At 42.3% G+C, this 23500-nt stretch carries 24 protein-coding genes and 1 tRNA gene; 17 read left to right on the top strand and 8 right to left on the bottom strand.

Annotated elements, in window-relative coordinates; translation table 11 throughout:
- Nucleotides 1-9: 9 nt before the first annotated feature.
- A complete protein-coding gene (locus tag MmiHf6_RS06730; RefSeq protein ID WP_316557028.1) occupies nucleotides 10-729 on the top strand; it encodes a protease inhibitor I42 family protein in 720 nt (239 codons plus the stop codon).
- Between the two features lie 446 nt (nucleotides 730-1175).
- Here the strand turns inward: MmiHf6_RS06730 and MmiHf6_RS06725 are convergent, their stop codons facing one another.
- Nucleotides 1176-1340, bottom strand: a complete 165-nt coding sequence (locus MmiHf6_RS06725; protein WP_316557027.1) for a hypothetical protein — start codon at nucleotides 1338-1340, stop codon at nucleotides 1176-1178.
- 326 nt (nucleotides 1341-1666) lie between these two features.
- Between MmiHf6_RS06725 and mbhE the strand changes: the two genes are divergently transcribed.
- From mbhE to mnhG, 7 genes are read left to right on the top strand one after another with little or no spacing between them, the layout of a single operon-like run.
- Nucleotides 1667-4357 (top strand): hydrogen gas-evolving membrane-bound hydrogenase subunit E, encoded by a 2691-nt coding sequence (gene mbhE, locus MmiHf6_RS06720; protein WP_316557026.1) that lies wholly within the window; start codon nucleotides 1667-1669, stop codon nucleotides 4355-4357.
- The gene (locus tag MmiHf6_RS06715; RefSeq protein WP_316557025.1) at nucleotides 4354-4938 is read left to right on the top strand and encodes an MnhB domain-containing protein; all 585 of its coding nucleotides are present in this window, start codon (nucleotides 4354-4356) and stop codon (nucleotides 4936-4938) included. The genes mbhE and MmiHf6_RS06715 overlap by 4 nt, the downstream gene beginning before the upstream one ends.
- On the top strand, nucleotides 4935-5354 hold the full coding sequence (locus tag MmiHf6_RS06710; RefSeq protein WP_316557024.1) for an NADH-quinone oxidoreductase subunit K: 420 nt from the start codon (nucleotides 4935-4937) through the stop codon (nucleotides 5352-5354). Before MmiHf6_RS06715 ends, MmiHf6_RS06710 begins: the two co-directional genes overlap by 4 nt.
- The gene (locus MmiHf6_RS06705) at nucleotides 5351-6955 is read left to right on the top strand and encodes a proton-conducting transporter transmembrane domain-containing protein (RefSeq protein ID WP_316557023.1); all 1605 of its coding nucleotides are present in this window, start codon (nucleotides 5351-5353) and stop codon (nucleotides 6953-6955) included. Before MmiHf6_RS06710 ends, MmiHf6_RS06705 begins: the two co-directional genes overlap by 4 nt.
- Nucleotides 6952-7464 carry a Na+/H+ antiporter subunit E gene (locus MmiHf6_RS06700; protein ID WP_316557022.1) on the top strand — a complete coding sequence of 171 codons (513 nt, stop codon included), beginning with the start codon at nucleotides 6952-6954 and terminating at the stop codon, nucleotides 7462-7464. The genes MmiHf6_RS06705 and MmiHf6_RS06700 overlap by 4 nt, the downstream gene beginning before the upstream one ends.
- Nucleotides 7461-7733 carry a monovalent cation/H+ antiporter complex subunit F gene (locus MmiHf6_RS06695; protein WP_316557021.1) on the top strand — a complete coding sequence of 91 codons (273 nt, stop codon included), beginning with the start codon at nucleotides 7461-7463 and terminating at the stop codon, nucleotides 7731-7733. Before MmiHf6_RS06700 ends, MmiHf6_RS06695 begins: the two co-directional genes overlap by 4 nt.
- Nucleotides 7734-8489 carry a monovalent cation/H(+) antiporter subunit G gene (gene mnhG, locus MmiHf6_RS06690; protein ID WP_316557020.1) on the top strand — a complete coding sequence of 252 codons (756 nt, stop codon included), beginning with the start codon at nucleotides 7734-7736 and terminating at the stop codon, nucleotides 8487-8489.
- 175 nt (nucleotides 8490-8664) lie between these two features.
- Here mnhG and MmiHf6_RS06685 read toward each other — a convergent pair whose 3' ends face one another.
- Nucleotides 8665-8847 carry a hypothetical protein gene (locus MmiHf6_RS06685; protein WP_316557019.1) on the bottom strand — a complete coding sequence of 61 codons (183 nt, stop codon included), beginning with the start codon at nucleotides 8845-8847 and terminating at the stop codon, nucleotides 8665-8667.
- A gap of 470 nt (nucleotides 8848-9317) precedes the next feature.
- Here MmiHf6_RS06685 and MmiHf6_RS06680 point away from each other — a divergent pair, with 470 nt between their 5' ends.
- The 3 genes from MmiHf6_RS06680 (at nucleotide 9318) to MmiHf6_RS06670 (ending at nucleotide 12348) form a co-directional block, all read left to right on the top strand.
- Nucleotides 9318-10256 (top strand): DUF4198 domain-containing protein, encoded by a 939-nt coding sequence (locus MmiHf6_RS06680; protein ID WP_316557018.1) that lies wholly within the window; start codon nucleotides 9318-9320, stop codon nucleotides 10254-10256.
- 490 nt (nucleotides 10257-10746) lie between these two features.
- A complete protein-coding gene (locus MmiHf6_RS06675) occupies nucleotides 10747-11715 on the top strand; it encodes a DUF4198 domain-containing protein (protein WP_316557017.1) in 969 nt (322 codons plus the stop codon).
- A 483-nt stretch (nucleotides 11716-12198) separates the two neighbouring features.
- A complete protein-coding gene (locus MmiHf6_RS06670; RefSeq protein WP_316557016.1) occupies nucleotides 12199-12348 on the top strand; it encodes a hypothetical protein in 150 nt (49 codons plus the stop codon).
- Between the two features lie 145 nt (nucleotides 12349-12493).
- Here the strand turns inward: MmiHf6_RS06670 and MmiHf6_RS06665 are convergent, their stop codons facing one another.
- Complete coding sequence (locus MmiHf6_RS06665; protein WP_420891301.1) at nucleotides 12494-12721, bottom strand: TRAM domain-containing RNA chaperone; 228 nt, start codon at nucleotides 12719-12721, stop codon at nucleotides 12494-12496.
- 492 nt (nucleotides 12722-13213) lie between these two features.
- Here MmiHf6_RS06665 and MmiHf6_RS06660 point away from each other — a divergent pair.
- Nucleotides 13214-13287, top strand: a tRNA-Lys gene (locus MmiHf6_RS06660).
- Between the two features lie 91 nt (nucleotides 13288-13378).
- Here the strand turns inward: MmiHf6_RS06660 and MmiHf6_RS06655 are convergent.
- The 5 genes from MmiHf6_RS06655 to MmiHf6_RS06635 form a co-directional block, all read right to left on the bottom strand.
- Entirely contained in the window at nucleotides 13379-13702 is a 324-nt protein-coding gene (locus tag MmiHf6_RS06655) for an MGMT family protein (protein WP_316557015.1), read from the bottom strand.
- A 72-nt stretch (nucleotides 13703-13774) separates the two neighbouring features.
- Nucleotides 13775-14194: a fluoride efflux transporter FluC gene (locus tag MmiHf6_RS06650; protein WP_316557014.1), complete on the bottom strand. Its 420-nt coding sequence runs from the start codon at nucleotides 14192-14194 to the stop codon at nucleotides 13775-13777.
- A complete protein-coding gene (locus MmiHf6_RS06645) occupies nucleotides 14194-14775 on the bottom strand; it encodes a fluoride efflux transporter FluC (RefSeq protein WP_316557013.1) in 582 nt (193 codons plus the stop codon). Before MmiHf6_RS06645 ends, MmiHf6_RS06650 begins: the two co-directional genes overlap by 1 nt.
- A gap of 72 nt (nucleotides 14776-14847) precedes the next feature.
- Nucleotides 14848-15291, bottom strand: a complete 444-nt coding sequence (gene nikR, locus MmiHf6_RS06640; protein ID WP_316557012.1) for a nickel-responsive transcriptional regulator NikR — start codon at nucleotides 15289-15291, stop codon at nucleotides 14848-14850.
- 474 nt (nucleotides 15292-15765) lie between these two features.
- On the bottom strand, nucleotides 15766-17370 hold the full coding sequence (locus MmiHf6_RS06635; RefSeq protein ID WP_316557011.1) for a citrate/2-methylcitrate synthase: 1605 nt from the start codon (nucleotides 17368-17370) through the stop codon (nucleotides 15766-15768).
- 354 nt (nucleotides 17371-17724) lie between these two features.
- Between MmiHf6_RS06635 and MmiHf6_RS06630 the strand changes: the two genes are divergently transcribed.
- The 5 genes from MmiHf6_RS06630 (at nucleotide 17725) to MmiHf6_RS06610 (ending at nucleotide 23460) form a co-directional block, all read left to right on the top strand.
- Entirely contained in the window at nucleotides 17725-17979 is a 255-nt protein-coding gene (locus MmiHf6_RS06630; RefSeq protein WP_316557010.1) for a hypothetical protein, read from the top strand.
- A 282-nt stretch (nucleotides 17980-18261) separates the two neighbouring features.
- Nucleotides 18262-18861, top strand: a complete 600-nt coding sequence (locus tag MmiHf6_RS06625; RefSeq protein ID WP_316557009.1) for a hypothetical protein — start codon at nucleotides 18262-18264, stop codon at nucleotides 18859-18861.
- Between the two features lie 157 nt (nucleotides 18862-19018).
- Entirely contained in the window at nucleotides 19019-21391 is a 2373-nt protein-coding gene (locus MmiHf6_RS06620) for an ATP-dependent DNA helicase (RefSeq protein ID WP_316557008.1), read from the top strand.
- Nucleotides 21392-21674: 283 nt separating this feature from the next.
- Nucleotides 21675-22085: a GerW family sporulation protein gene (locus MmiHf6_RS06615; protein WP_316557007.1), complete on the top strand. Its 411-nt coding sequence runs from the start codon at nucleotides 21675-21677 to the stop codon at nucleotides 22083-22085.
- Nucleotides 22086-22149: 64 nt separating this feature from the next.
- On the top strand, nucleotides 22150-23460 hold the full coding sequence (locus MmiHf6_RS06610) for a DUF2953 domain-containing protein (RefSeq protein ID WP_316557006.1): 1311 nt from the start codon (nucleotides 22150-22152) through the stop codon (nucleotides 23458-23460).
- Nucleotides 23461-23500: the final 40 nt, after the last annotated feature.

The following is a 23500-nucleotide window of genomic DNA, read 5'->3' as shown; positions in this document are numbered from 1 at the left end:
AAATTGGTTTTGGTATTTACATGCGTTTTGCTTTTAGCATGCGCTTTTTCAGGATGTATCGGGTCGGATGATGACGACTCTGCAGATAATACGACAGACAAATACGATCCGGTCACGACTGTGAACGTTCAAAAAAGAGGAATCGTCCTCGCGGCAAATGAAGTCATCCAAATCATTCTTCCGGAAAATGCAGCCGGCGGCTACCTTTGGATCGTGTCAGACATTGACGGATTGATTGTTGAAGAATCTGTTTCCGCTTCAGAAAACGGCTCCCGCACAAAAGTTTTCAACGTAACTGCGGAAAGAGCAGGTTACTACATTTTTGAAGCACTTTACATACACAACAGCAGAGACTTCCCGACTTATACGTTTACGCAAGGATTAGACTATGCTTCTCCGATTGCAGATCCGCCGGAAGAGCCCGGTTTAATCATGGATTTTGCAGGTATTCCGACGCCGAAGGCAGGCAGCATTATTGAAGTCAGAGCGCGCGGCAATCCGTCTACCGGTTATACTTTGGATGTTCAGATGACACACAAAAGCCATCTTCAGCTTCTTGATGTGCAGTTCATCAGAGATGAAGGCGGAAATGAAACGGACGGCTCAGACGGCACATACGTTTGGTATCTCACATCTGATGTCCCGGGAACATACATGTTTGACGTGTTTATGTCTACAGGCGCGGAAGATCCGACGGCGTTGTTCTACATTGATTTGACATTTACGTAAATTCAAAACAATTCTGAATGAAAAAAGAATACAGGCAACGCAACGCAAAAACATAAAATGCAAAGCATGTAAGCTTTCAAAATTAATTTGTAAAAACATAAAATTGTAAAAACATAAAAATGTAAAAACATAAAAATGTAAAAACATAAAAATGTAAAAACATAAAAATGTAAAAACATAAAAAAAGCCGCTGTTCATTGGAAACAGCGGCATTTTTTTTATTTGATTAGTTTGATGCTGTTGAAATTCTGATTGACTTTCTTAAAATGTCAATAATTCAAATGTCAATAATTATTCAAATGTCAATAATTCAGATTTCAAGATTCTTATTTTCTAAATGAGATTATTTCAAATGAGATTCTGAGATTTCTAACTTTGTTTCTCATTTTAATTTCTCGTTTTGATTTCTCATTTTTAAATTGATTTCTCATCTTTAAATTGAGGTTTTATTTTTTAAAACCCGTTTTCTCAAAGCGATTACGACCGGTAATACCTGTTTGAGTTTCGTCGATACCGCGGTTTTGAACGGTTTTGGAAGTATCAAACATGTCGTGTTTTCTTGTGTCGATCGTTATTTCGCTGTCGGAAACTTCACATTCGCAGTTTGTCATTTTTGTCACCTCTTCGGGTTAATTAATTCTTTCGAATTACAATATATATTATTATATTGAGAGTATAAGTAGTTATTTCGGTAAATTAATCATGACAAATTCGATTTCGTAATGACAAATTTGATTTTTGTAATGATAAATTTGATTTATAAATATTCAAATTTATTCAAAACTTTCCTCTAAATACGCTATCCCACCCACAATAAAAACCAAAATTTATATATTGTGAACTCGTGGGGTAATAAGGTTATTATTCTATAGAATTCGAATTTTTTGGTTTTTCATTTAGCTTGTCTGATATTTATTTCAATAATGAAAAACACGGTGTGATTACATTGGACCCATTTTATTTTATTGCGCTAATCGTTTTATTGCCATTTGCCATGACACTCGCCGTGCCGTCCGCTTACAAAATCATGAGGGAAAAAGTCGGCTGGTTCGCGGCGGCAGTTGCTGCGGTCTGCTTCCTTTTGATCGCTTCTATGATTCCGTCTGTCATGAACGGCACAAATCTCGCGGGTGCAATTTCATGGATTCCGAGCCTTTCCGTCAACCTGGCATTTTATGCCGACGGCCTTGCCGTTCTGCTCGGGCTCATTGTTTCGTTTATCGGTATATTGATTTTATCATATTCCAACAAATATCTTTCAAAAGATGAAGATTTAGTTCGCTATTATCAATATCTTCTCGTTTTCATGGGCTCCATGTTCGGTGTCGCATTTTCCGACAATCTGGTCCAACTTTTCATCTTCTGGGAACTCACAAGCATCAGTTCATTTATGCTGATCGGCTATTACAGAAAAACCAAAGAATCGATTTACGGCGCAACCAAAGCGCTTCTTATTACAGGCGGCGCCGGCCTTTTCATGTTCATCGGCTTCATGTGCCTTTATTCAATCACCGGCACATACGGCATTTCCGAAATGCTGACCAATCCCGAAATGCTTTCTGCCGTCAAAGAAAGTCCGCTCTTTACAGTCACACTGATTTTAATTTTAATCGGCGCGCTTGCGAAATCCGCTCAAGGCCCGTTCTTTATTTGGCTCCCCAACGCCATGGAAGCACCGACGCCCGTCAGCGCTTTCCTGCACTCGGCAACAATGGTGAAAGCCGGTATCTTTTTAGTCGCGCGCCTTCATCCGATGTTTTCCGGAACAACCGACTGGTTCGTTTTAGTCGCCTGTCTCGGTCTCATTACAATGATTGTCGCCGGATTTTTAGCGCTTAAACAAACCGATCTCAAAGCGATTCTCGCCTTTTCAACCATCAGCCAGCTCGCGTATCTCATGACAATGTTCGGCTTCACAACAGCGGCCGAGCCCGGAATCGGCGTATCGGCAGCCGTTTTTCACCTGCTCAATCACGCGACATTCAAAGCCTGTCTTTTCCTGCTGGTGGGAATTATCGCACACGAGCTGCATACGCGAGACATTACTAAAATGGGCGGCCTTCGAAAAGAAATGCCGATCACATTCATTTTAATGGTCATCGCAGCCGCGGCAATGGCCGGCATTCCGCCGCTCAACGGCTATTTGAGCAAAGAACTCTTCTACGAATCTTCCGTCACCATGGCAGAAGCGCTCGGCGGCGGCATCGCCTATCTGATTCCCGTCCTTGCGGTCATCGGCGGCGTTTTGACATTCGCTTATTCGTTCAGACTCATTCTTAAGATTTTCACGGGCAAGAGAACACAAGACCCGGATGTTCCGAAACACGTTCACGATCCGTCATGGGTTTTGCTTGCGCCGCCCGCAATCTTAGCCGTTTTGATCGTTGCAATCGGCTTGTTCCCGACACCGTTTATTGACGCGCTCGTCCAGCCCGCAATCAACGCGATTCTGCCCGGCGCAGAACATCTCCACGTCGCGCTTTGGCACGGCATCACGCCCGCATTCATCATGACGATCATCACGTTTGCGCTTGGTATTCTGCTTTACACGCAGTACGACAAGGTTGCCGCGTGGCAGGTCCGTTTCAGTGAAAAACATCCGAAATTCAGCTTGAACTACATTTACAATACATTGGTGGACAACGCTTTCAAATTCGGCTCGACATTCGGCAGAATGCTTCAGAAAGGCTCTCCGCGCCGCTATGTCGGAATCATGCTGGCATTTATCGTCTTTATGATTGCAATCCCTCTCGGATTCGCGTTCTTGACAGGACAACCGATTTTCTCAAAAGATTTCATCTTTAAACTTGCAATTTCGGAAATGATTCTCTTCGTTCTCATCGTTTTGGCGGCCTGGGGCGCTTCAGTTCTGCCGAGATACGTTCCGATGATTTTGGCGTCATCCGCGCTCGGATTTTTCGTCGCGATGCTTTACGCTTATCTCAAAGCGCCCGACCTTGCAATGACGCAGCTTTGTGTTGAAACGCTTTCAACAATCATGTTCTTGCTTGTGTTTATGAAACTCAAAACAAAAGAAGCGATTCGCCCCGAAACGAATCGGATCAGACTTCGAAATTCGCTCGTTGCGCTCTGCTGCGCTGCCGCGCTTTTCTTCGTTCTGATGGGGGCTGATTTGTTTCCCGCATTCGAATCGTTCTCCCATTATTTCATGGACAAAGGCATTGACTTAACCGGCGGCAAAAACATTGTCAACGTGATTGTTGTCGATTTCAGAGGATATGATACACTCGGTGAAATTTCCGTTTTAGTGATTGCGGCGCTCACGGTTTATAATTTAATCAGCAGCCGCACGAAAAAAGAAAAGGCGGCAGCAACGGCGGCCGACACCGCTCCGGGCAATTTCGTTCCAAGCTGCCCGATTCCGGGCGCGCCCGTCGGCGGCAACCAGGTTTTGGGCCACGTTCCCTGCGACGAAGTCATTATTGACAAAAGCAGCGACAAGCCGGCAATAACCGTTGAAAACAAATCCGTCAACAAACATTTGAATGATGATTCCGATACTGCTGTCGATGCCGACAAGACTGTTGGTACTTCCGATCTCGATTCCGGTTCTGATATTCAGTCGGATGTCAAATCTGATACAGCCGATCCGGAGGTGAAAAAATGAGCACGATTATTGCAAAAACAGTCTCCAGAGCCGTTCTTATCGTGGCGATGCTCTTCTCGATTTATTTGCTCTTAAACGGTGCGAATTTCCCGGGAGGCGGTTTCGTCGGCGGTGTTCTGTTCGTCTGCGCAATCGTGCTTGTGTATGTCACTTACGGCGCAAAATACATCAACAACAGATTACAGCCGAACTGGCTGAACTGGGCCGCTTACGGTTTGCTTTTCGCGTCCGTTACGGCGATTGCTCCGATGTTAGTCGGCCATAATTATTTCAGAAGCGCATTTGATCACTATCATGTGGAACTGTTCGGCATTCACATCGGAACCATTGAGCTTCTTTCCTCTATGTTCTTTGACTTCGGCGTTTATTTCGCCGTCATCGGATCTTTGCTTTTCATATTGACAAGAATATCTTCTGATGAAGTCGCGGAACACGATGAAGATTATCCGCCGGACCGCGCCGATATGCTCGGCGAAGGCGAGGAATTCAGCTTAAAACCCAAAGCGCCTCCTAAAATTGAAGCGCCTGTGGAAACAATCACGGAAAAAATAACGGAAACACCTGCGGAGGAATCAAAATGACCGAAGTATTTACAGCATTGACAATTTCATTGGTTTTCGGCATCGGCATTTATATGATTCTTCGCCGCGACATCATGAAAATTGCAGTCGGATTCAGTTTAATCAGTCACGCAATCAACTTAACGATCGTGACATCCGGCGTCTTTTCAGGGACACTCGTTCCGATTTTGACAGAAACGATCAACGAACATGCCGGCTTCATCTTTACCGATGATTTCTCAAACGGCATTCTGGCGCCGATTATTACAGGCTTTACGGAAGACAACATGTTTGTCGATCCGCTGACGCAGGCGCTCGTTTTGACGGCAATCGTTATTAGTTTTGCAACAACCGCGATCTTGCTGACGCTTGCTTACCGCATCAGCGAAGAGTACGGGACGACTGATGTCGATGAACTCAGGAGGCTTCACGGATGATTTCTTTGCTTTCTTGGATGGAGACATTTGTTCTCAATAATATTACCATGCTGCCGATTGCAATCAGTTTGCTGATGGCGCCTGTCATGCTGTTCCTGAAAAACAGCCCGAAAACACAAAAACTGACAGCAATTGCCGCGTCAGCTCTTTTGCTCGTCATCGCAGTGGTTTTGTTTTTAATCGTTTACAACGACGGTATTCAAGTCTACGACATCGGTGAGTTCGGCAAGTACGGCATCGTTTTAGTCGGCGACATGCTTTCGGCGCTGCTCGTTTTACTGACAGCGTTCATCGGACTTTTCGTTCTGATTTATTCATTTGATTACATCGAAAAAGTATCGCTTTCCGAGAGCTATTTCCCGCTCTTCTATCTGTTGATGGCCGGCATTTTCGGCATCTTCTTGACAGGGGATTTGTTCAACCTTTTCGTTTTCTTTGAAATCATGTTCTTAGCATCAACGGGCTTGATCATGGCAAACGAAGCGCTGAGCATAACGGATTCGGCGCACAAATTGGAAGCGACTTACAAATATATGGTGCTGGGGATGCTCGGCTCATTCATGATGTTAGTTGCAATCGTTTCAATTTACGCAACGGTCGGCTCTTTGAATATGGCAGATATCGCGGCAAAAGTTCAAATCATTGCCGAAACCGGAACGATTCCGTGGGTCCTGATTGCGTCAGCGCTTCTCTTCATTGTCGTTTTCGGCAACAAAGCAGCGCTTGTTCCGCTTCACTTCTGGCTTCCGGATGTCCACCCGACGGCGCCCACGCCGATTTCAGCGATGCTCAGCGGTATTTTGATCAAAGTCGGCGCGTACTGTATGCTGCGCGTTCTCTTCCTGATTTTATATCCGACAAAAGAGTTTTTCCTGCCGATTCTTATGTTCTTCGCGCTGCTGACGATTGCAGTCGGCGCAATTTCCGCGATGGGGCAGACCGATTTAAAACGCGTTCTCGCTTACTCAAGCGTGTCGCAGATCGGCTACGTTTTGCTCGGCCTGTCATTTGGAACTGGCGGCGCAATCGCGGCGGCGGTCATGTATTTGGTCAACCATGCGCTTGCCAAGTCGATGCTCTTCCTGACAGCAGGCGGCATCATTCATGAAACGCACACGCGCGACTTGAGAAAAATGGGCGGCCTGATTACGCTTCTGCCGCTCTTTTCGGCAGCGTTTTTGATCGGCGCCATGTCAATTGCCGGATTTCCGCCGATGGGCGGCTTTATCGCCAAGTTCTCTTTGTTCCAATCTGCTGTCAGCGGCGAATTTTGGCTTCCGCTTCTCATCGCCGTTTTAATGGCTGTCGTGACTATTTTCTACATGTTCAGAACTTGGATTGCCATTTTCTGGGGCGAAAATAAAGGCAGTTTAACGGAAGCTGAATTGGCGGCGCCCGACGTTCCGATTCCGGATGCCGGCGAACACAAAAAACGTAAGATTTCTTTTGAAATCGTTCTTCCGATCGTTGCTTTGTGCGCGGCGGTCATCATTTTGGGTGTTTTCCCTGAACCGCTTTACGAAATTTCAAACATTATTGCAACACAAATTCTTGATCCGACGGAGTATATTACAACCGTTCTTGGAGGTGCTCCGAGATGATTCGAATAATGAAATACACAACTTACCTGCTTATGGGCTTTGTCTGGGTTTTCTTGAGCGGAAACACTTCCATCGGCAGCTACATGCTCGGCGTTTTCTTCTCCATATTGATTTTGTATCCGTTTAAGGACATGTTTACGTTTACGGATTCGACAAGCGATATGCTCCGCAAAATTCCGGCCAAGATTAAGTATACTTATGTTTTGTTCCGCGAAATCGTGAAAGCGAACTTTTTCATGGTCTACAAAATCCTTCAGCCGAAATTGGACATTCGTCCGGGAATTATCGCTTATCCGTTTACGACGTCCCGCAGCATTTCGACAACGATGCTTGCAAATACGATTTCGCTGACGCCGGGAACTTTGATTATGGATGTTCACGTTAAAAACAAGACATTGAAAGGTCCGGGCATTTTCTACGTTCATTCTATTTATGTCGAAAGCCCGAAAGAAGTCCGTGATTCGATTCACGAAGATTTGGAAGAAGTTGTTTTGGAGGCTTTCGAATGATCGAATTCGGACTTGTGACAAGCATTGCGCTTATTGTATCGACAACGGCTTTGTTTTTGGCTGTTTATCGTTTATTTGTCGGCCCGACCATTATGGACAGGGTTGCTGCGCTTGACTCCATCGGCATGACGCTTGTCGTTATTTTTGCGATTTACGCGTTCTCTCAGCAGTCTTCGTTTTTGATCGATATTGCGATTTTGCTGGCTTTGATTTCGTTTATCGGAACGCTTGCGCTCGCTAAATACATTGACAAAGGGGAGGTGTTCTGATTGGGTTTTTTGGATTTTCTTGCAAGCATTGACTTTGCAACGATTCGCCTTTACATCAGCTACGCCTTTCTTCTGTTCGGTGTTTTTGACATTTTGGTCGGCATGATCGGTTTGATTCGTTTGCCGGACATTTACAACAGGCTTCACGCGACGACAAAAATCGCGACGACCGGGGCGTTTTTTGTTCTGCTCAGCATTTTGATTCAGGACGGTCTCAATTCTTTCGGTCTGAAAGCGATTGCAATCGGCATTTTCCTGCTGATGACTGCGCCGGTTGCGGGACACGTTATTGCGCGCGCGGCTTACAACATCAACATTCCGCCGTGCGACCAGACGCTTTTTGACGCTTACTCCGGCAAACGCCAGGGCGATTACTGTGACACATTTGATTTCCATGAAGGATCTTACGTCTATTTGGACATCGAAAGAAGAGAAAAAGACCGTATTCAGTCTGATCAATATAAAGAAAATCTCACTGATCAGTTCGCTGAAGAATTATCGGTCTTGGTCCATGATGTCAGTGATCACACACCCGATACTTTTGTCGACGACGAGGATGAGGATGACGAAGAATTGATTACCGGCACAGAATCCGTTGAAAAGACGGCGCCCGTATTCGAGCCGTTTGAAAACGGAAATGAAGGCAATCAAAACACCGCCGAAGAAACAGAAACAGAAGTTGAAAAAGAGCAGGAACCTGCTGAAAATACGGCTTCCGAAGATGCTCAAAAAGTTGATGAAAAGAAAGGCGAATGATTCAATTCGTTTTTCATTTCTTTTTTTATTTTTTAACTTCAATCGTCTTTTTTTGATTTTTTTAACTGCAATCGTCTTTTTTGATTTTTTTTAACTGCAATCACACTTTTTGATTCTTTTTAATTGTATCGCGTTTTTTGATTCTTTTTAATTGTATCGCGTTTTTTGATTCTTTTTAAAAAATTGCGCGGCTCGCGCGGCGGCGGGCAGCTGCTGCGGCTGCCGGCAGCAGCAACACAAACCCGACTCCAAGCGGAAACACAAACCTGACTCCAAGCAGCAACAAACACCGCCCTCCAATCGGAAACACAAACCTGACTCCAATCGGAAACACAAACCTGACTCTAAGCAGCAACAAACACCGCCCTCCAATCGGAAACCGGCACCGCCCTCCAAGCGGTAACAGTAATGGGAAATCCTTTTCTTTTTTTATCTGTTTTTATTTTCATTCCGTTTATCTGATTCAGTTTATCCGATTTTTTACATTTTTATTCATCAAATTTTAAATTTATCTGCTCGTTTTTTCATAAGAATGCAAAAGCTTATTATATCATTTGCTACTTTTATGAAATATCGTAATACTGAATTAAAGCGATTTATTCAGAAACGATTCCTCTATCCCCTCCATTCAATCATATCAAAAATCTTTCAGCCAATCTCATAAGGCTTCATACGCGAAAAGCGACCGGTTTGCTTTTTCGTGTATGATGCTTATATTTACAATTCAATTAAATCCAATATCCATTCGTTTGTTTTTGATTTCCGATTTTTCGAGAATGAACAAAACGAATTTTAAAATTATGACGGAGTTATCATGGAGTTATTATTATGTTAAAAAGAATTACAGCAATCGGGTTTATTTCACTCTTGATTTTATTGCTTGCAGCAGCACCGGCAACCGCGCACAACGGCGCTTTGATTGTCGGCGACAACATTACCGACGCAATGAAAGCGGATTACAACGATTACATCATTAAAGAAGGAACGACGCTTTCGATTCTTTTGATTCACGGTCACGGTTTTGAATATGATTTCGGAAACATTTCCGAATCTGTCAACGTGACAATCGTATCGCCCGACGGGACGAAAAAGAATGTTGCCACACAAACCGTTTCTGAAGAAATCGATCTCATTTTAAGCGATGAAAAAGGAACGGTCACTTATCAGAAAATCAATTACAATTTCACACAAAGCGGCACTTATTTCCTTTATGCGACTCTTCCCGGCGAAACAATTGAACTTGTAAAGCTGGCGATTTTTGTCGGCGAAGGCACTTGGGATGACTGGAACAAGAATCTCGGTCTGCCTCTTGAATTTACATTGTATACAAGAATGAGCGGACTTGCCGAAGGCGAAACTGTTTACGGAAAACTTGTTTATGCAAACGGCACAGGCGCCGAGAATGTAAAATATTACGTTGAGCCCGTGAAAACGGCGGAAGAATCAAAAGCGCTTCAAGAAATGCTTGTTTCCGATTACGCAACAGGCGAAAGCATTTACTTGATTTATTCCAAGCGCGCCATGACCGATGAAGACGGGCGTTTCGTTTCAACGATTTCCGAGCAAGGCGTTTGGACATTTGTCGCTTCCGCTGAAGCAGACGGCACATCTTACAAAGCCACTTACACTTTCCCTGTTCTGCCCCAATTCTACGGAACGGAAAGCATACCCGCCGAAGCTGAAAATGAAACGCCCGGATTCGGTATGGTTCTTGCCGTTTTGGCAATTATCGGTGTTGGCGCATTTATGTTTATGCGCAGAAAATAATTTTTGCACCGTATCTAAAACAAAACAAAAACAGAACTAAAAACAGAATTATCTCTTCGGATTGATTCGGAATTTTTTTTGAATCAATCTTTTTTAAATATTGTAAATTTAATTAAATCATTTTTCATTTTTTTAATCTGCTTATCGATTTATTTTTTCGATTTTTGTCATTTCATTTGTTTTCAGCGAGATTTGTTTATATAGTTGTTTGAAAAGGATTCAAAATTATTCAAAAAAATATTTAATTTATTTCGTCTGTTCTGTCCTTTTTTCAATTTATTTTATCTTTTTTACTTATAATTGTTTACTTTTTAGTAATCAATTTTAAATATGTTAGATATGTTTTACGTTTAACATATTTTGAAAAAAATGTGTTATTGGATTTATATTGGATTTAATTTCAATTGTACCGGCGGCTTGTTCATTTGAATTTTTATTTTGTTAAGTTTTTGAACGGCTGTGATAATTCGTTCAAAGCCGGGAAAAAGGATTGGAGAATAATGATATGATTAAGAAAATAACAATGATTGGGTTAATTTCACTTTTAATTTTATTACTGGCGGCAGCTCCCGCATCTGCTCATAATTTAATGCTGGCGGCCGGAAATAATGTGTCTGATGCAATGGAAGCGGATATCGAGGATTATTTTATTCCGCCGGGAACTGTTCAATCCGTTGTTTTGATGCACGGTCACGGGGTTGATTACGATTTCGGTAACATCACAGAATCCGTCAACGTGACAATTACGAAGCCGGACGGCACGAAATCTGTTGTCGCAACAACGTCAGAAACGCAAAAAATTTATCAGATTCTGAGCGAAGAAACAACTGACCTCACATACCAGAAATTCAGTTACAATTTCACGCAAAGCGGCACTTATTATTTGTCGGCAGCTCTTAAAGAAGGAAACACGACCGAATACGCAAAAACAATGATTTATGTCGGCGACGGAACCTGGAGCGACTGGGCAACAAATCTCGGCAGTCCGATTGAATTTGTTCCGTACACGCGTGTCAGCGGTATCGGTGCCGGCGAAGCGCTTCACGGAAAACTTTACATCAACGGATCAAACGGAGCCAACATCAATTATTATGTTGAACCTTTTATGAACGCAACAACGGCAAAAGCAACGTATGACGAGCTTTCTCAATTCAATTCAACAGGCGAAAGCATCTATTTGCTTTACTCCAAGAGATCTATGACAGATGAATTCGGAAACTTTGTAATCACCATTCCGGCAGAAGGCGTTTGGACGCTTGTCGCATCAAGCGCTGCAGCCGCAGACGGAACGAACACAAAAGCGACTTACACTTTCCCGGTTTTGCCACAGATTTACGGCAATGACAATGATGCTTCCGCGCCGGCAGATCCGGACAATGAAACGCCAGGATTCGGAATCGTTCTTGCCGTTTTGGCAATTATCGGTGTCGGCGCGTTCATGTTTACGCGCAGAAAATAATTTTTTGCACCGTATCTAAAAACAAAAGTATCCCTTCGGATCGATTCAGGATTTTTTTTCTTGAATCAATCTTTTTTTTGATTTTTGCCGGCTGCGCCGCGCGCGAATCGCACCGTTTTTATTTTGTTTTTCAAACCTGTTCCCTGTTTTTATTTTGTTTCAACATTGAAAACCCAAACATCCAATTTCAAAATCGGTGAACCTGAACGCCCGATAAAACCTTAATCTTAAATGTTTTAGATTTCGATAAAAGAAGGCGTTCTGTTTTTGAATAATTTTTATGAAAAATGATGTTTCAATTGATTTTAAGATTGAATTAAAAGACGAAATACCGCCCCCGCAAGTCGAGATTCCCGTAGCGTAGCGAAGGGAATTGAGACTTGGCGGATTCTTTCCAAGACAAAACGAAAAATTAGAAACAGTTGAGCTTATAATTTTTCTTTTCGGCTCCTGCTAAGCCTGCTGATCTGCGACTGTCTTTTAATGTTGGTGGTGTGGGGCGGTTTCTGTTTCTGCCTGCATCTGCTCATTTTAATCGTCATCCGTTCGCATTCGCGAACGTGCTGCTGCTACCTTACTGTTTCCGTTTGCTGCCGGCAGCCGCCTCGCGCGAGCCGCTCCGCTCTTCTATAATTTTTTCAAAAACATACCCCGTTTTTAATTAATTTTAAAGCATGTCAGCTTCAGGTGATAAATAAAAAAAAGAGAGTGTTTGAATAAATCAAAACACCAAAAAAGCTTTGGTTAAGCTTCTGACTTTAAACTTTTAATTAAAGAATTACTCGACAACGGTTGCAAATGCGTATTTGGGAAGAACTCTTGTAATTTTAACTGTCACTTCTTCGCCTGCGACTGTGTCGGGGACAAAGATGACGTAACCTTCGACGCGGGCAATGCCGTCGCCTTTCTGAGCAACATCTTCGATTTTGACGTCGTATGTCTTGCCTTCGGAGACCGGTGCGGTGACATTTTCGTTGCTGTTTTTAAACATTGAATTTTTAAACATTTTAATTACCTTTAATATTTTTTGCCGACCTGCTTGCGGCGTGTCAGCTTTTGGAATAAAACTAATTTAAAAGAGACCGAACCGTTTGTCGTCATTTGCTAAGCAAAAAGAGTTAAGTCAGAATCCTAATAAATTAATTAATCAAAGAAGCCAAACATATTATAAATACGTTCCGAAATTTCAAAATAGAAACAAGAGACTTAATTTTTAAAATATTTCTTTGAGAAGCAAACCCCCGTTTCCAATGCATATCGTTTTTATTTTTCAAAATCAAAAATAGAGGTAAAATAAGGCAAAATAAGGCAAAATATCCCAAAAATATCAAACAAACACAGAACAAATCGCAGCGGAAACAAAGTCGGAAACGGCTTCGGCGAAATATTTATATAAGGTCAAACGGATTTAGAGTATTCATTTCTAAGGCAAGACTCTTTAATGTGACGACTGCTCTTGAAATGGTTTACTTTAATTCAAAAATTTTATTTCAAGCGTGGGCCCGTGGCTTAGTCAGGCAGAGCGGCGGACTCTTAATCCGTAGGTCGGGGGTTCAAATCCCTTCGGGCCCGCTTCAAATCATTTTTATCATTTTTTAAAAAATTAATTTCGTACAGCTTTGCATTTCTTTTTTGTTTTCGTGTTTTGCTGATCAACTGATTGTTATTCATTTCCCCATAAATGTTTTTTCACACAAATATTTCCGGCAGCCGTAAACGTAATTCCTTCTTTTTCAAGCAACGCCCTCTGCGCGTCCTGACCGCCGAATACATATTCAGGCGACAGTTTCCCGAGACTGTTGACAACGCGGTGAGCGGGAAGTCCGGGCGGCGCCGTCTTCATCGCGTAGCCGGCCTGTCTTGCCGTAATTCCGCCGACCATCCATGCAAGCTGTCCGTAAGTTACGATTTTTCCTTCGGGAATCATTGCAACGATTTTGTAAACTTCATTATATTTTTCCCGGAAATCTTTTTTCTTTTCGGACACGATTCACACCTTTTCAAATTCAGAATTTCATTACAGAATTACAAAATTATAGAATTTACGGATTTTGGATATTTACAGAATATTAAATATGAATCCGTAAGCAACGAAAACAGCGGCGGCGCTTATTAAAATATTTGAAAATATGTTGGCTGCCGCTTTGAAATATTTTTTATCTTCCAAATAAATCAAATTATCATAAGAAAACGCTGAAAAAGTTGTCAGCGATCCGAGAATACCTGTGTTGAAAAAAAACACCGCCCGCTCAAGCTGTTCCGAAATTTCTCCCGAGAACATTGTTTCTTTTAAAATATAAAACGAAACGAGCGCTAACAAAAAAGTTCCGACAATGTTGGAAATCAAAACGCCTGCCGGAAAACTTGTATATTTTTTAGCGGCTTCCGTCATGAAAAAGCGGACGAAGGCACCGATTGCACCGCCGATGCCGGCTGCAAAAAAGCAGAAAATGACCGTTTCCAAATTCAGTGTCATCATCAGGATTCCTCCAACAGACTGTCAGATCCCGCTTTCAAATTGTCGGATCTCTCTTTCCGATTGCCATTTTTACTCAACTTCTCGGCCGCAAATTTCCCGGCAGCGGCTGCAAGAATTCCCGCGCCCGTAATCAGGAGGGTGTATATCAAAAATTGAATTAAAAATATTGGTGTGAAAAAGGAATCCGCTGCCAAAAACGGCGCGAATATGAAATATGAAAAAGTCGTAAAGCCGCCTAAAAATCCGGTTCCGATAAAATAATGTTTGTTGAGTTTGAATTCCGATAATTTTAATCCTGATTCATCTGTTTTTGTTTTTGCTTTTGTTTTCACTTTTTCATTTCGAACGGAAGGCAAAAACATGAAAAATCCGATTAAAAAACTGCCGATCATATTCACAAAAATGTCGGCGCCTGTCGGAATGATTGCAAAGAAAAAAGCTCTTAAAACGGCACCAAAAAAACCGCCGATCAGAACGGAAAAAACGGTCGAGACGGAAATGAAATCAAAAGTATCCGATTTCAGTTTTTTTGAATCGGATATTTTTTCATTTCTTTCTTCATCTTTCCGTTTCGTTTCCACTCTTTTTCCCTTCTTAAAAAATAAAATTTGAATTATTATTTGAATTATAATTCATTTCATAGATAATTCATTTCAGAGTTTTTCGGTGGACGGAACCGTTGTTAATTTTGAGAATTTGACGCCGTTGAGCGAAATGATTTTTTCGGCGAGCAATTTGATATCGCGTCCGTCGCCGTCTAAAACGATGACTTCCAAACAATTGTCGTGATCCAAATGAATATGTATAGACGTTTTGATGATGTCGGAGTGTTCGTGCTGAATTTCAGCCATCATGTTGGAAAGACCGCGCTTTGTGTGATCGTAAACGAGTGAAATTGTTCCGATGCGGCGTCCTTTGATGTCGTTCATCCATTCATAATGGTTGATATAGCTGCGAATCGCATCGCGGATGCCTTCTGAGCGTGAAGAATATCCTCTTTCTTCAATAATATTGTCAAATTTCGTCAAAAGGTTATCGGGAAGCGAAACACCGATTCTCATCAATTCTTTTTCGGATATTTTTTTGTCGTCAATCATAATATTTCCGTCGCGTAAGTTAATACGGGTTAAACATTTTCACAAAAATTTATAATTCGGGAAAAATTATTTTTAAAATCTGAAAAAACGCTCCTTTTTTACCGTTTTCAATTTAGATGAAATCGATTTTTAAAAAGAGATTTTTTCAATAATATGATAAAATCATATTTTCATCGAACATATTTAACACTATTTATTCGTTCAATTCTTTTATTTTATTGAATTGGTATGATTTTAAGAAATGTTTATTTGTTTTTTATGCCGGTTTGTTTTTTGTGTTGTTTGGTTTTGTGTTCGTTTATTTTTGTATTAAAATCGCAGGTCGTTTTTTTAATTTCTTCAAAATTCATGCTTTTACGCGCGTGCCGGCGCTGTTCAAACCATGTAAACAACAAAAATAAACAGAAATGAAACAGACAAGAAAGTCATCAATCAGAAAAAAATGAAACGAAAAAAGAATCAAAAAACAGGAATTCATTCCTGCTTTTCATCATTTGAATCTGCGGTAACGCAAAAATCTTCGAAAACAATTTCCGTTCCGGCAGTTGCTCTGTCTTTGAGCGGAATATACGCCTGGCGTTCGCCGACGGCGTTGTAGGCCGGACGAATGATTTTTCCGGAATTGATCAATTCTTCCATGCGGTGTGCGCTCCAGCCCGTGATTCTGCTGATTGCAAATATCGGCGTGTAGAGCTGCATCGGGAGATCCAGCATGCTGTAAACAAAGCCGCTGTAAAAGTCAATGTTTGCCGAAACGCCTTTGTAAATGCGCTTTTCCTGACCGATAATTTCGGGCGCCAAACGTTCAACCATTGCATAAAGTCTGAATTCGTCTTCACGGCCTTTTTCAATGGATAGATTTTCAACGAATTTCTTGAAAATATCGGCGCGCGGGTCGTTTAATGAATAAACGGCGTGCCCGATTCCGTAAATCAAACCGGCGTTATCAAAAGCTTCTTTGTTGAGAAGTTTTCTGAGATAATCACTGACTTCTTCTTCACTCGTCCAATCGGTGAGGTTGGTTTTCATATCCTCAAACATTTTGACGACTTTAATGTTGGCGCCGCCGTGTTTGGGACCTTTCAGACTGCCGAGAGCTGCTGCGATTGCCGAATATGTGTCCGTTCCGGAAGAGCTGACCACGCGGCATGTAAATGTTGAGTTGTTGCCGCCGCCGTGTTCGGCGTGAAGCACCAAAGCCAAGTCCAAAAGACGGGCTTCAAGCTCGGTGTATTTCGTGTCCGGGCGGAGCATGTAAAGAATATTTTCGGCTGCCGAAAGCTCGGGCTGCGGGCTGTGAATGACCAAACTGTTGCCGTCATATCTGTGTCCGTATGCCTGGTAACCGTAAACGGCAAGCATCGGGAATGACGCAATCAATTGTAAACATTGGCGGAGGACATTTTCAATGGAAGTGTCATCCGGATTTTCATCATAGGAATAAAGGGTTAAAACACCGCGCGCAAGCGTGTTCATCATGTCTTCGCTCGGCGCTTTTAAGATAATGTCGCGGACGAAATTATCCGGAAGCGTTCGATAGCATCCGAGAAGTGTTTTGAATTCTTCTAATTGAGATTCGGTCGGCAATGTGCCGAACAATAATAAGTAAGTGACTTCTTCAAAGCCGAATCTTTTTTCGGAAACGAATCCGCCGACAAGGTCATTGATGTCGATGCCGCGATAGAAGAGGCGGCCTTTTTTGTATTCCGTCTCGCCTTTTGCGGGGCGGCCGGACTGAACGTCACTGATTTCTGTTAAACCGGTCAAAACACCGTTTCCGTCAGCGTCGCGAAGCCCGCGATTAACGTCGTATTTTATGAAAAGTTCGGGATCAATGGGTCCGTTTTCTTCACAGCGCTTCGCCAGTTTTTCAACAACGGCTTTCTGTTCTGTTGCAAGTTCTTCTTTCGTTTTTTCAATGACTTCTTCTTCAATTTCGATTTCAACAACAACTTCTTCTGCTACATCCGCATTCCCCTCTGCGGAGGCACCGCTGTCTGCTGCTTCAGCTTCTGTTTTTCTCATGCCTAAATCTTCAAGGCTGAGTGTCATTTCGGTGCTTTTTACTACATCTTCCATATTGTACCCTCCTGCTTCTTTAATTTTGATAGCTGTTTCAGAATTATTAATTCAGATTATTAAGTTATTGATTTAAATTTTAAAAAATGAAAATTTGAATTAAATTTACATTATAATTAACTTAAATCTGAAACATTTCAAAATGAGCATAGTCATTTTTCGCAATAAAAGGTCGAATTTCAAATCTAATAATGACTTCATCAGATAAAACTCTTTTTCGTCAACCTTTTAAATAAACATTCAAAATTGTCGAAAATTGTGGCACATTGTCGTAAAAAAATTTTGCTCGGCTTCGCCTCACAAAATTTCATGGGCAGTTAAGGGCGGTGTTTGTAAAAAATTGCTTCTCAATTTTTGAGGGCTTCGCCGATTTGCAGTTGGAGGGCGGTGTTTGTTTGCAGTTGGAGGGAGGTGTTTGTTTGCGGTTGGAGGGCGGTGTTTGTTTGCAGTTGGAGGGAGGTGTTTGTTTGCGGTTGGAGGGCGGTGTTTGTTTGCAGTTGGAGGGAGGTGTTTGTTTGCAGTTGGAGGGAGGTGTTTACTGAAAAATCGCTTCGCGATTTTTCCTGCGACTGCCACCGCTCGCCGCCGCGCGAGCCGCACAATTTTTAAGAAAATAAAACCAAAATGCGGCGACATTTTTTAAAAATAAATCAAAATATGACAACATTTTTTAAGAAAATAAAATCAAAATGCGACAACAACTTTTTTAAAAATAAATCAAAACGCGACAACATTTTTTTAGAAAAGAAAACCAAAACGCAGCGATATTTTTTAATAAAACAAAAACCAAAATGCAACGACGACTTTAAAATCTCTCATAAATACTTTCCGATTTTGAAAAAATCGGCACCTTTAACACCTTTTCCTTTTTTGTTTCTTTTGTGATCTTCGATGCAAATTTCTTCTCTGTTGTTGATTTTAATTACATTTTCACTCGGCGGCGTTCTCTTTCTCGGAACGGGAACGATTCTTGGGAATATTTATGATTTTTCGCCTGCGGCCCCCCTTAAAGTTGAAGTTGTCGATTTTTCGGGCGGGGATCGTTATAACGATTCTTTGCGTTTTCAGGATAATGTTTTGATTTTAAAACACGCGGGCGGCAGTTCCGTTTCATTGGATTCGATTTCTGTTCTAATTGCGGGAGCCGGGAACGCTTATTCCGGAATTCCGGGGGCGGGCGGAAAACTTGTTTACGGTGATGTTTCGGTTCGTTACGTTCATATCAACAGCGGGAAGAAGAATTTGGATTTTGAAAAAAATAATCGTGAAACGCTTAAAGACGGATTTTGGTCGGCGGGCGAAGTGCTTGTTCTGACCGGAAACGACAGTCTGAATTCGTCGGTTTCAAGCGTTTCCGTATCGATTAACGGTGACGCGGGAACGTCTAATAATTACGGATTTTCATCCGGACAAACACTTGAAATCAGAATTTATCAAAGAAATAAAGCGGGGAATCCTCAGTTCGTTCTTAAAAAAGAAACGGCAGTTTAAAAACAGTCAAATAGAAATCTGTTAGAAATCTGTTCATATACAATGAACGATTTGTTTTGCGGAAATGAGTACGAATAAAAGTGAGTACTTGAATTAAGCAAGTACTTGAATATTTTCACTCTCCACGAAATTTGTTTTTAAACAGGCCGGCTGAATAATGGACAATGAACCGACGCAGGAATCAACGCAAGAATCAATACCGAATCCAATATCGGGATCAATACCGAATCCAATATCGGAATCAATGCAGGAACCGATACGGGATCCGATTCAATTTACAACGGCGTATGATATGAAAACGGCACAGGCAAACGCTCCCGGATTTATGAAATATTTCACGAAACCGAGCTGCTATCCCAATCAGGAAGATGCGATGAAACAGATAGCGGAAGCGCTTGAAAAAGGTGAAGTCGTTTTGTTTGAAGGCGCCTGCGGAACGGGGAAAACACTCAGCGCGCTTGCGCCGGCACTTGATATTGCCGAAAAACAAAACAAAAAAGTCATCATCGTCACAAATGTGCATCAGCAAATGGTTCAGTTCATTCATGAAGCGCGCGATATTAAAAGAAAAACCGATATCAAAGTCGCCGTTATGAAGGGCAAGCAATCTGTTTGTCCCGATCATTTGGATTACGAAGAATGTCGCGCCAAAACCGAAAACACTTACGAGCTTTTGGAAAAAGAGCGCATTTATTCAAAGGCGAAAAAAGAATTGTCGGAATCCGGCGAGCGTTATAAAAAATCGGGCGACGCGCGCGAAAAAATTCTGGCCGAAGAAATCGAAAGCGATTTGAAAAAAATGGAGCCCGAACTTCAAAAAAAACGCGAGCGGATCTGCCCGTATTTGTATGAAGTTCTGCAATCGGACGCAACGCCGTTTAAGAAATGGCTTTTCGATGACGTCAGAAGTTCGGAAGACATCAACGAATACGCCGAAGACAAAGGTATGTGCGGTTACGAACTTCTGAAGCGCGAGATGAAGCACGCCGATTTGATTCTTTGCAATTATCATCATGTTCTCAATCAGGAAATCTTTTTAACACTTCTCGGTTGGCTTGAAAAACTTCCCGAAGATGTCATCGTTATTTTCGATGAAGCGCACAATATTGAAAATGCGGCGCGGTCACACTCGTCCATTACGATTTCCGAACGCGTCATCGAACGCGCGATTAACGAAATCGAAGAGCATGTCAATCATTTTCCGGAAAAACTCAAAGATGACGCTCAAAAAATCCTTCATCTCTTTTTTGAAGCGACCCAAGAATCTTATGAATCGGCGCTCGGATTCGGCGAGCGAAACCGCATCGGAACGAATTGGATCGACATTCAGATCAGCGATCCTTACGAACGATTTGATTATTTGAAAGAGCGTTTTCTTCGAAAAATCGCCGATTACAACAAATCAAGCGGCAAAAGCCTGACGATTCAGTCGATTCAAAATATTCTGATCAATGTTTCCGAAATCGGTGACGAGATCGAATCTGTTTACCATGAGCGCTACAAATCCGGCGCCGATTCTGTTCGACGAAAATCAAACATTGTTCGCGCCGCGAATTTTATTTTCGCTTACATGCTCAACTCGGAAAATCCGAATTATTATCCGATTTTAAACATCCGGCGCGATATTGAAACAAACGAAATTTACGGGCGCGTCGAACTTTTCACCTGCATTCCGAGAAATGTGACGGCGCCGCTATTTGATTCTCTCGGCGGTTTGGTTCTCATGTCCGCCACTTTCCGTCCGTTTGATATGGCGAAAGAAACGCTCGGAATCGAACGCCAAACGCTTGAAATCGCTTACCCGATCACATTCCCGCCCGAAAACAGAAGGACGTACGCCGTTTCCGTTCCGCCGCTTTATCAAAGCAAAAGAAGTCATGTTTGGGTTCGGGAAACCGTTGAGCAGACGCTTGTTTCGGCAATTTGCGCAACGAAGGGAAACACGATTGTTTATTTCCAAAGCTTTGCCGAAGCCGAAAAATATTATTCATTTTTGTCGCAGGAATGGATGATCGCGGAATCGGGAATCAAAGTTTTGCTCGATCAGCCCGGCGTTTCTTCAAATGCCGTTCGTGAAGAATTTTTCAGAATCGGCGAATCCGGCGAACGCAGCGTTTTGGTCAGCTATATTTTCGGAACGCTCAGCGAAGGAATCGACTTCCGTGATGATCGGGCGCGTTCTGTCATCATCGTCGGCATCGGATATCCCGCGCTCAACGACAGAACGAAAGCGGTTGAAGCGGCTTACGACACGGTTTTCGGACCGGGCAAAGGCTGGAATTTTGTGATTCTCATTCCGACGATTCGGCGCATCCGACAGGCGATGGGACGCGTTGTCCGGTCGCCGACGGATTACGGTGTCCGCATTTTGTTAGACGCGCGTTTTCAGAAAAGTTCGGCGCCGAAACTCGGGAAATATTCTGTTTTTCGAGCTTTTCCCGAAGAAGAAAGTTCGGAATTTATTGATGTTTTGCCGATTGAGTTGGCGGATGAATTGGAGAAATTTTTTGAGGATTTTTCTTATGATTGAAAATAAAAATCGTAGGACAGGTTTGAAATTTGAAAGAAAATCGGAGCAGTTCGCGTGCGGCGGCAGCTGTTGTCAAAGCTGAAACGGTGTGTTTCATTTACAATTCAATTATATTAAGAACATTAAGATAAACATTGAGATAACTTATTATACAAAAGACTCAATAAAAATATCAAACCCATTAAACCAACAAAATACAACAGAATGAATCCTTAATTATTTCTATTCGGTTGTTGTTTTACTAATATAATTATAATAATCTTAAAAACAAAGGATGAGAATCATGACAATTCAGGAAGTTATTTCAGAAGTCACAAACGAGCTTGAAAAAATCGTCGGCGCGCAGACTGTTATCGGCGACCCGATTATTACGTGCGGAAAAACTTTAATTCCGATTACAAAACTCTCCGTCGGCTTTGTCAGCGGCGGTTTTGAAGCCGGCGGCAAAGCAGATTCCGAACTTGCCAAAACGCCATACGGCGGCGGCGGCGGCGCGGGCGCAAAGGTTGAACCCGTTGCTTTTATCGTCATTGACGGCGACAAAACCGAAATCCTGACTTTAAACGAGTCAAATTTGGAAGATGAAATCGTCAAATTCATCGGCATGATTCCAACCATCATTGACAAAGTGAAAGCGGCCAAAAAAGAAAAAGAGCCCAAAGCAAGAATCATCGAAGTCGACGACGGCTGCTGAAACAGCTCAAGCGTTTGCTTCTTTTGTTTCCGGTTATTCAAATCCTTAAACGAATGACGATGTCATGACGTTTCAGACCGCAATGATGACAATCGGGCATTATCTGCTGCTTGCAGCCGGCCTGATTCTTCTCCTTCTTTTTATTTTGTTAGCGGTCGCTTTCATACTGACGCTTTTCATGCGCCTTTTCGCCGACATTTCTTTTAAAACCGTTGACGGTCAAATCAAGAAAAAAATCAGTATTCGATTCAAAATTTTATTTTACAAACTTGATCTTTTTGACATTGACGATTTTGACGACAAAAATGATGCTGAAAGCATTGCCAAAAACGCCGCTGAAAATGCCGATTCGAAATCAGATTCCGACAAAAACACTTATCATGTGACCGTAACGGATGAAAAAATCAGCGTTCAAACAACAGAAAGCAAAAAAAGCGGCAGCGAATACGAAGTCATTGTTCACACCGAAGAAACAGCTTCGCAGAATATTGAAATTTCAGACGATTCAAAAACAATCGTTTTGGAAACGCCGGATGTTGTTTCTACAACTGATGATGTTCTTACATACGATGAAAGCGAAGCGCCGCCGATTGAAATTAAAAATGAAACCGTTGAAACGACTGAAAAAACAGTTATTGATTATGAATTTGATAAATCTGAATCTGAAACATCGGAGACATCTGGAACGCCGGTTTCTGATGAAAATGTCGGCGCTGGGGAAAAAGAATGCGATTCAGATGATGAAGACGAAAATAAAAACGCAGATGAAGACGAAGATGAAGACGAAGATGAAGAATCCACTCTCGATTTTGACGAGCTCAAAACCGAAATCAAACGCTATGTCGATTTATCCGACCCCGAACAATTTGTCTCGGATTCGATGGCTGCCGCTGTCAGAATTTCAAAAGCGCTTGTGCGGCTGACGAGCGATCTGCTGCTTCGAATCGATGTCGATCAAATGAATGCCGATATCATTTACGGGCTGTCCGACCCCGCCAACACGGCTCTCTCATTTGGCGCAGTTCACTCTTTTAAGGCGTCCGTTTACGCTTATTTGGCAGAAGTTGAAACGAAATCAAAAAATTCCAAAAAGCGCAAAAAAGCGGGCGAAGTCGGCGCAATTATCCGCGACGATATTCATATCGTTCCCGATTTGATTGAGAAAAAGTTTGTTGCGGACGCCGATATGTCTTTTTCATTTTGGATTCCGCGCCTTTACATTCCGACGCTGCGTTTCCTCTTGAACAAAAACACGCGCTGGGTCATTCGCCGCTATCTTTATCCTTACTTTATCCGGCAATACATCCGTACATGGAAAAGCGATCGCAAAGAGCGAAAAGCTGAAAAGAAGCAGAAAAAAGAGAAAAAAGTTTGAAGAGAAGCAGGAAAAAGAAAAAAAATCTGAAAAAAAGATA

This window comes from Methanimicrococcus hongohii (assembly GCF_032594095.1).
GTDB lineage: Archaea > Halobacteriota > Methanosarcinia > Methanosarcinales > Methanosarcinaceae > Methanimicrococcus > Methanimicrococcus hongohii.
Note: the sequence above shows the minus strand (reverse complement) of the source record. Positions and strands in the feature narration are given on the sequence as shown.

Bases quoted from the DNA above. Each gene is read 5' to 3' on its own strand.
- MmiHf6_RS06615 (WP_316557007.1), top strand. From the start codon at position 21,675: ATGACAATTCAGGAAGTTATTTCAGAAGTCACAAACGAGCTTGAAAAA.
- MmiHf6_RS06710 (WP_316557024.1), top strand. From the start codon at position 4,935: ATGACCGAAGTATTTACAGCATTGACAATTTCATTGGTTTTCGGCATC.
- MmiHf6_RS06670 (WP_316557016.1), top strand. From the start codon at position 12,199: ATGTTGGTGGTGTGGGGCGGTTTCTGTTTCTGCCTGCATCTGCTCATT.
- MmiHf6_RS06650 (WP_316557014.1), bottom strand. From the start codon at position 14,194: ATGATGACACTGAATTTGGAAACGGTCATTTTCTGCTTTTTTGCAGCC.
- MmiHf6_RS06610 (WP_316557006.1), top strand. From the start codon at position 22,150: ATGACGTTTCAGACCGCAATGATGACAATCGGGCATTATCTGCTGCTT.
- nikR (WP_316557012.1), bottom strand. From the start codon at position 15,291: ATGATTGACGACAAAAAAATATCCGAAAAAGAATTGATGAGAATCGGT.
- MmiHf6_RS06715 (WP_316557025.1), top strand. From the start codon at position 4,354: ATGAGCACGATTATTGCAAAAACAGTCTCCAGAGCCGTTCTTATCGTG.
- MmiHf6_RS06620 (WP_316557008.1), top strand. From the start codon at position 19,019: ATGGACAATGAACCGACGCAGGAATCAACGCAAGAATCAATACCGAAT.
- MmiHf6_RS06695 (WP_316557021.1), top strand. From the start codon at position 7,461: ATGATCGAATTCGGACTTGTGACAAGCATTGCGCTTATTGTATCGACA.
- MmiHf6_RS06625 (WP_316557009.1), top strand. From the start codon at position 18,262: ATGCAAATTTCTTCTCTGTTGTTGATTTTAATTACATTTTCACTCGGC.
- MmiHf6_RS06665 (WP_420891301.1), bottom strand. From the start codon at position 12,721: ATGTTTAAAAATTCAATGTTTAAAAACAGCAACGAAAATGTCACCGCA.
- MmiHf6_RS06725 (WP_316557027.1), bottom strand. From the start codon at position 1,340: ATGACAAACTGCGAATGTGAAGTTTCCGACAGCGAAATAACGATCGAC.
- MmiHf6_RS06635 (WP_316557011.1), bottom strand. From the start codon at position 17,370: ATGGAAGATGTAGTAAAAAGCACCGAAATGACACTCAGCCTTGAAGAT.
- MmiHf6_RS06680 (WP_316557018.1), top strand. From the start codon at position 9,318: ATGTTAAAAAGAATTACAGCAATCGGGTTTATTTCACTCTTGATTTTA.
- MmiHf6_RS06700 (WP_316557022.1), top strand. From the start codon at position 6,952: ATGATTCGAATAATGAAATACACAACTTACCTGCTTATGGGCTTTGTC.
- MmiHf6_RS06705 (WP_316557023.1), top strand. From the start codon at position 5,351: ATGATTTCTTTGCTTTCTTGGATGGAGACATTTGTTCTCAATAATATT.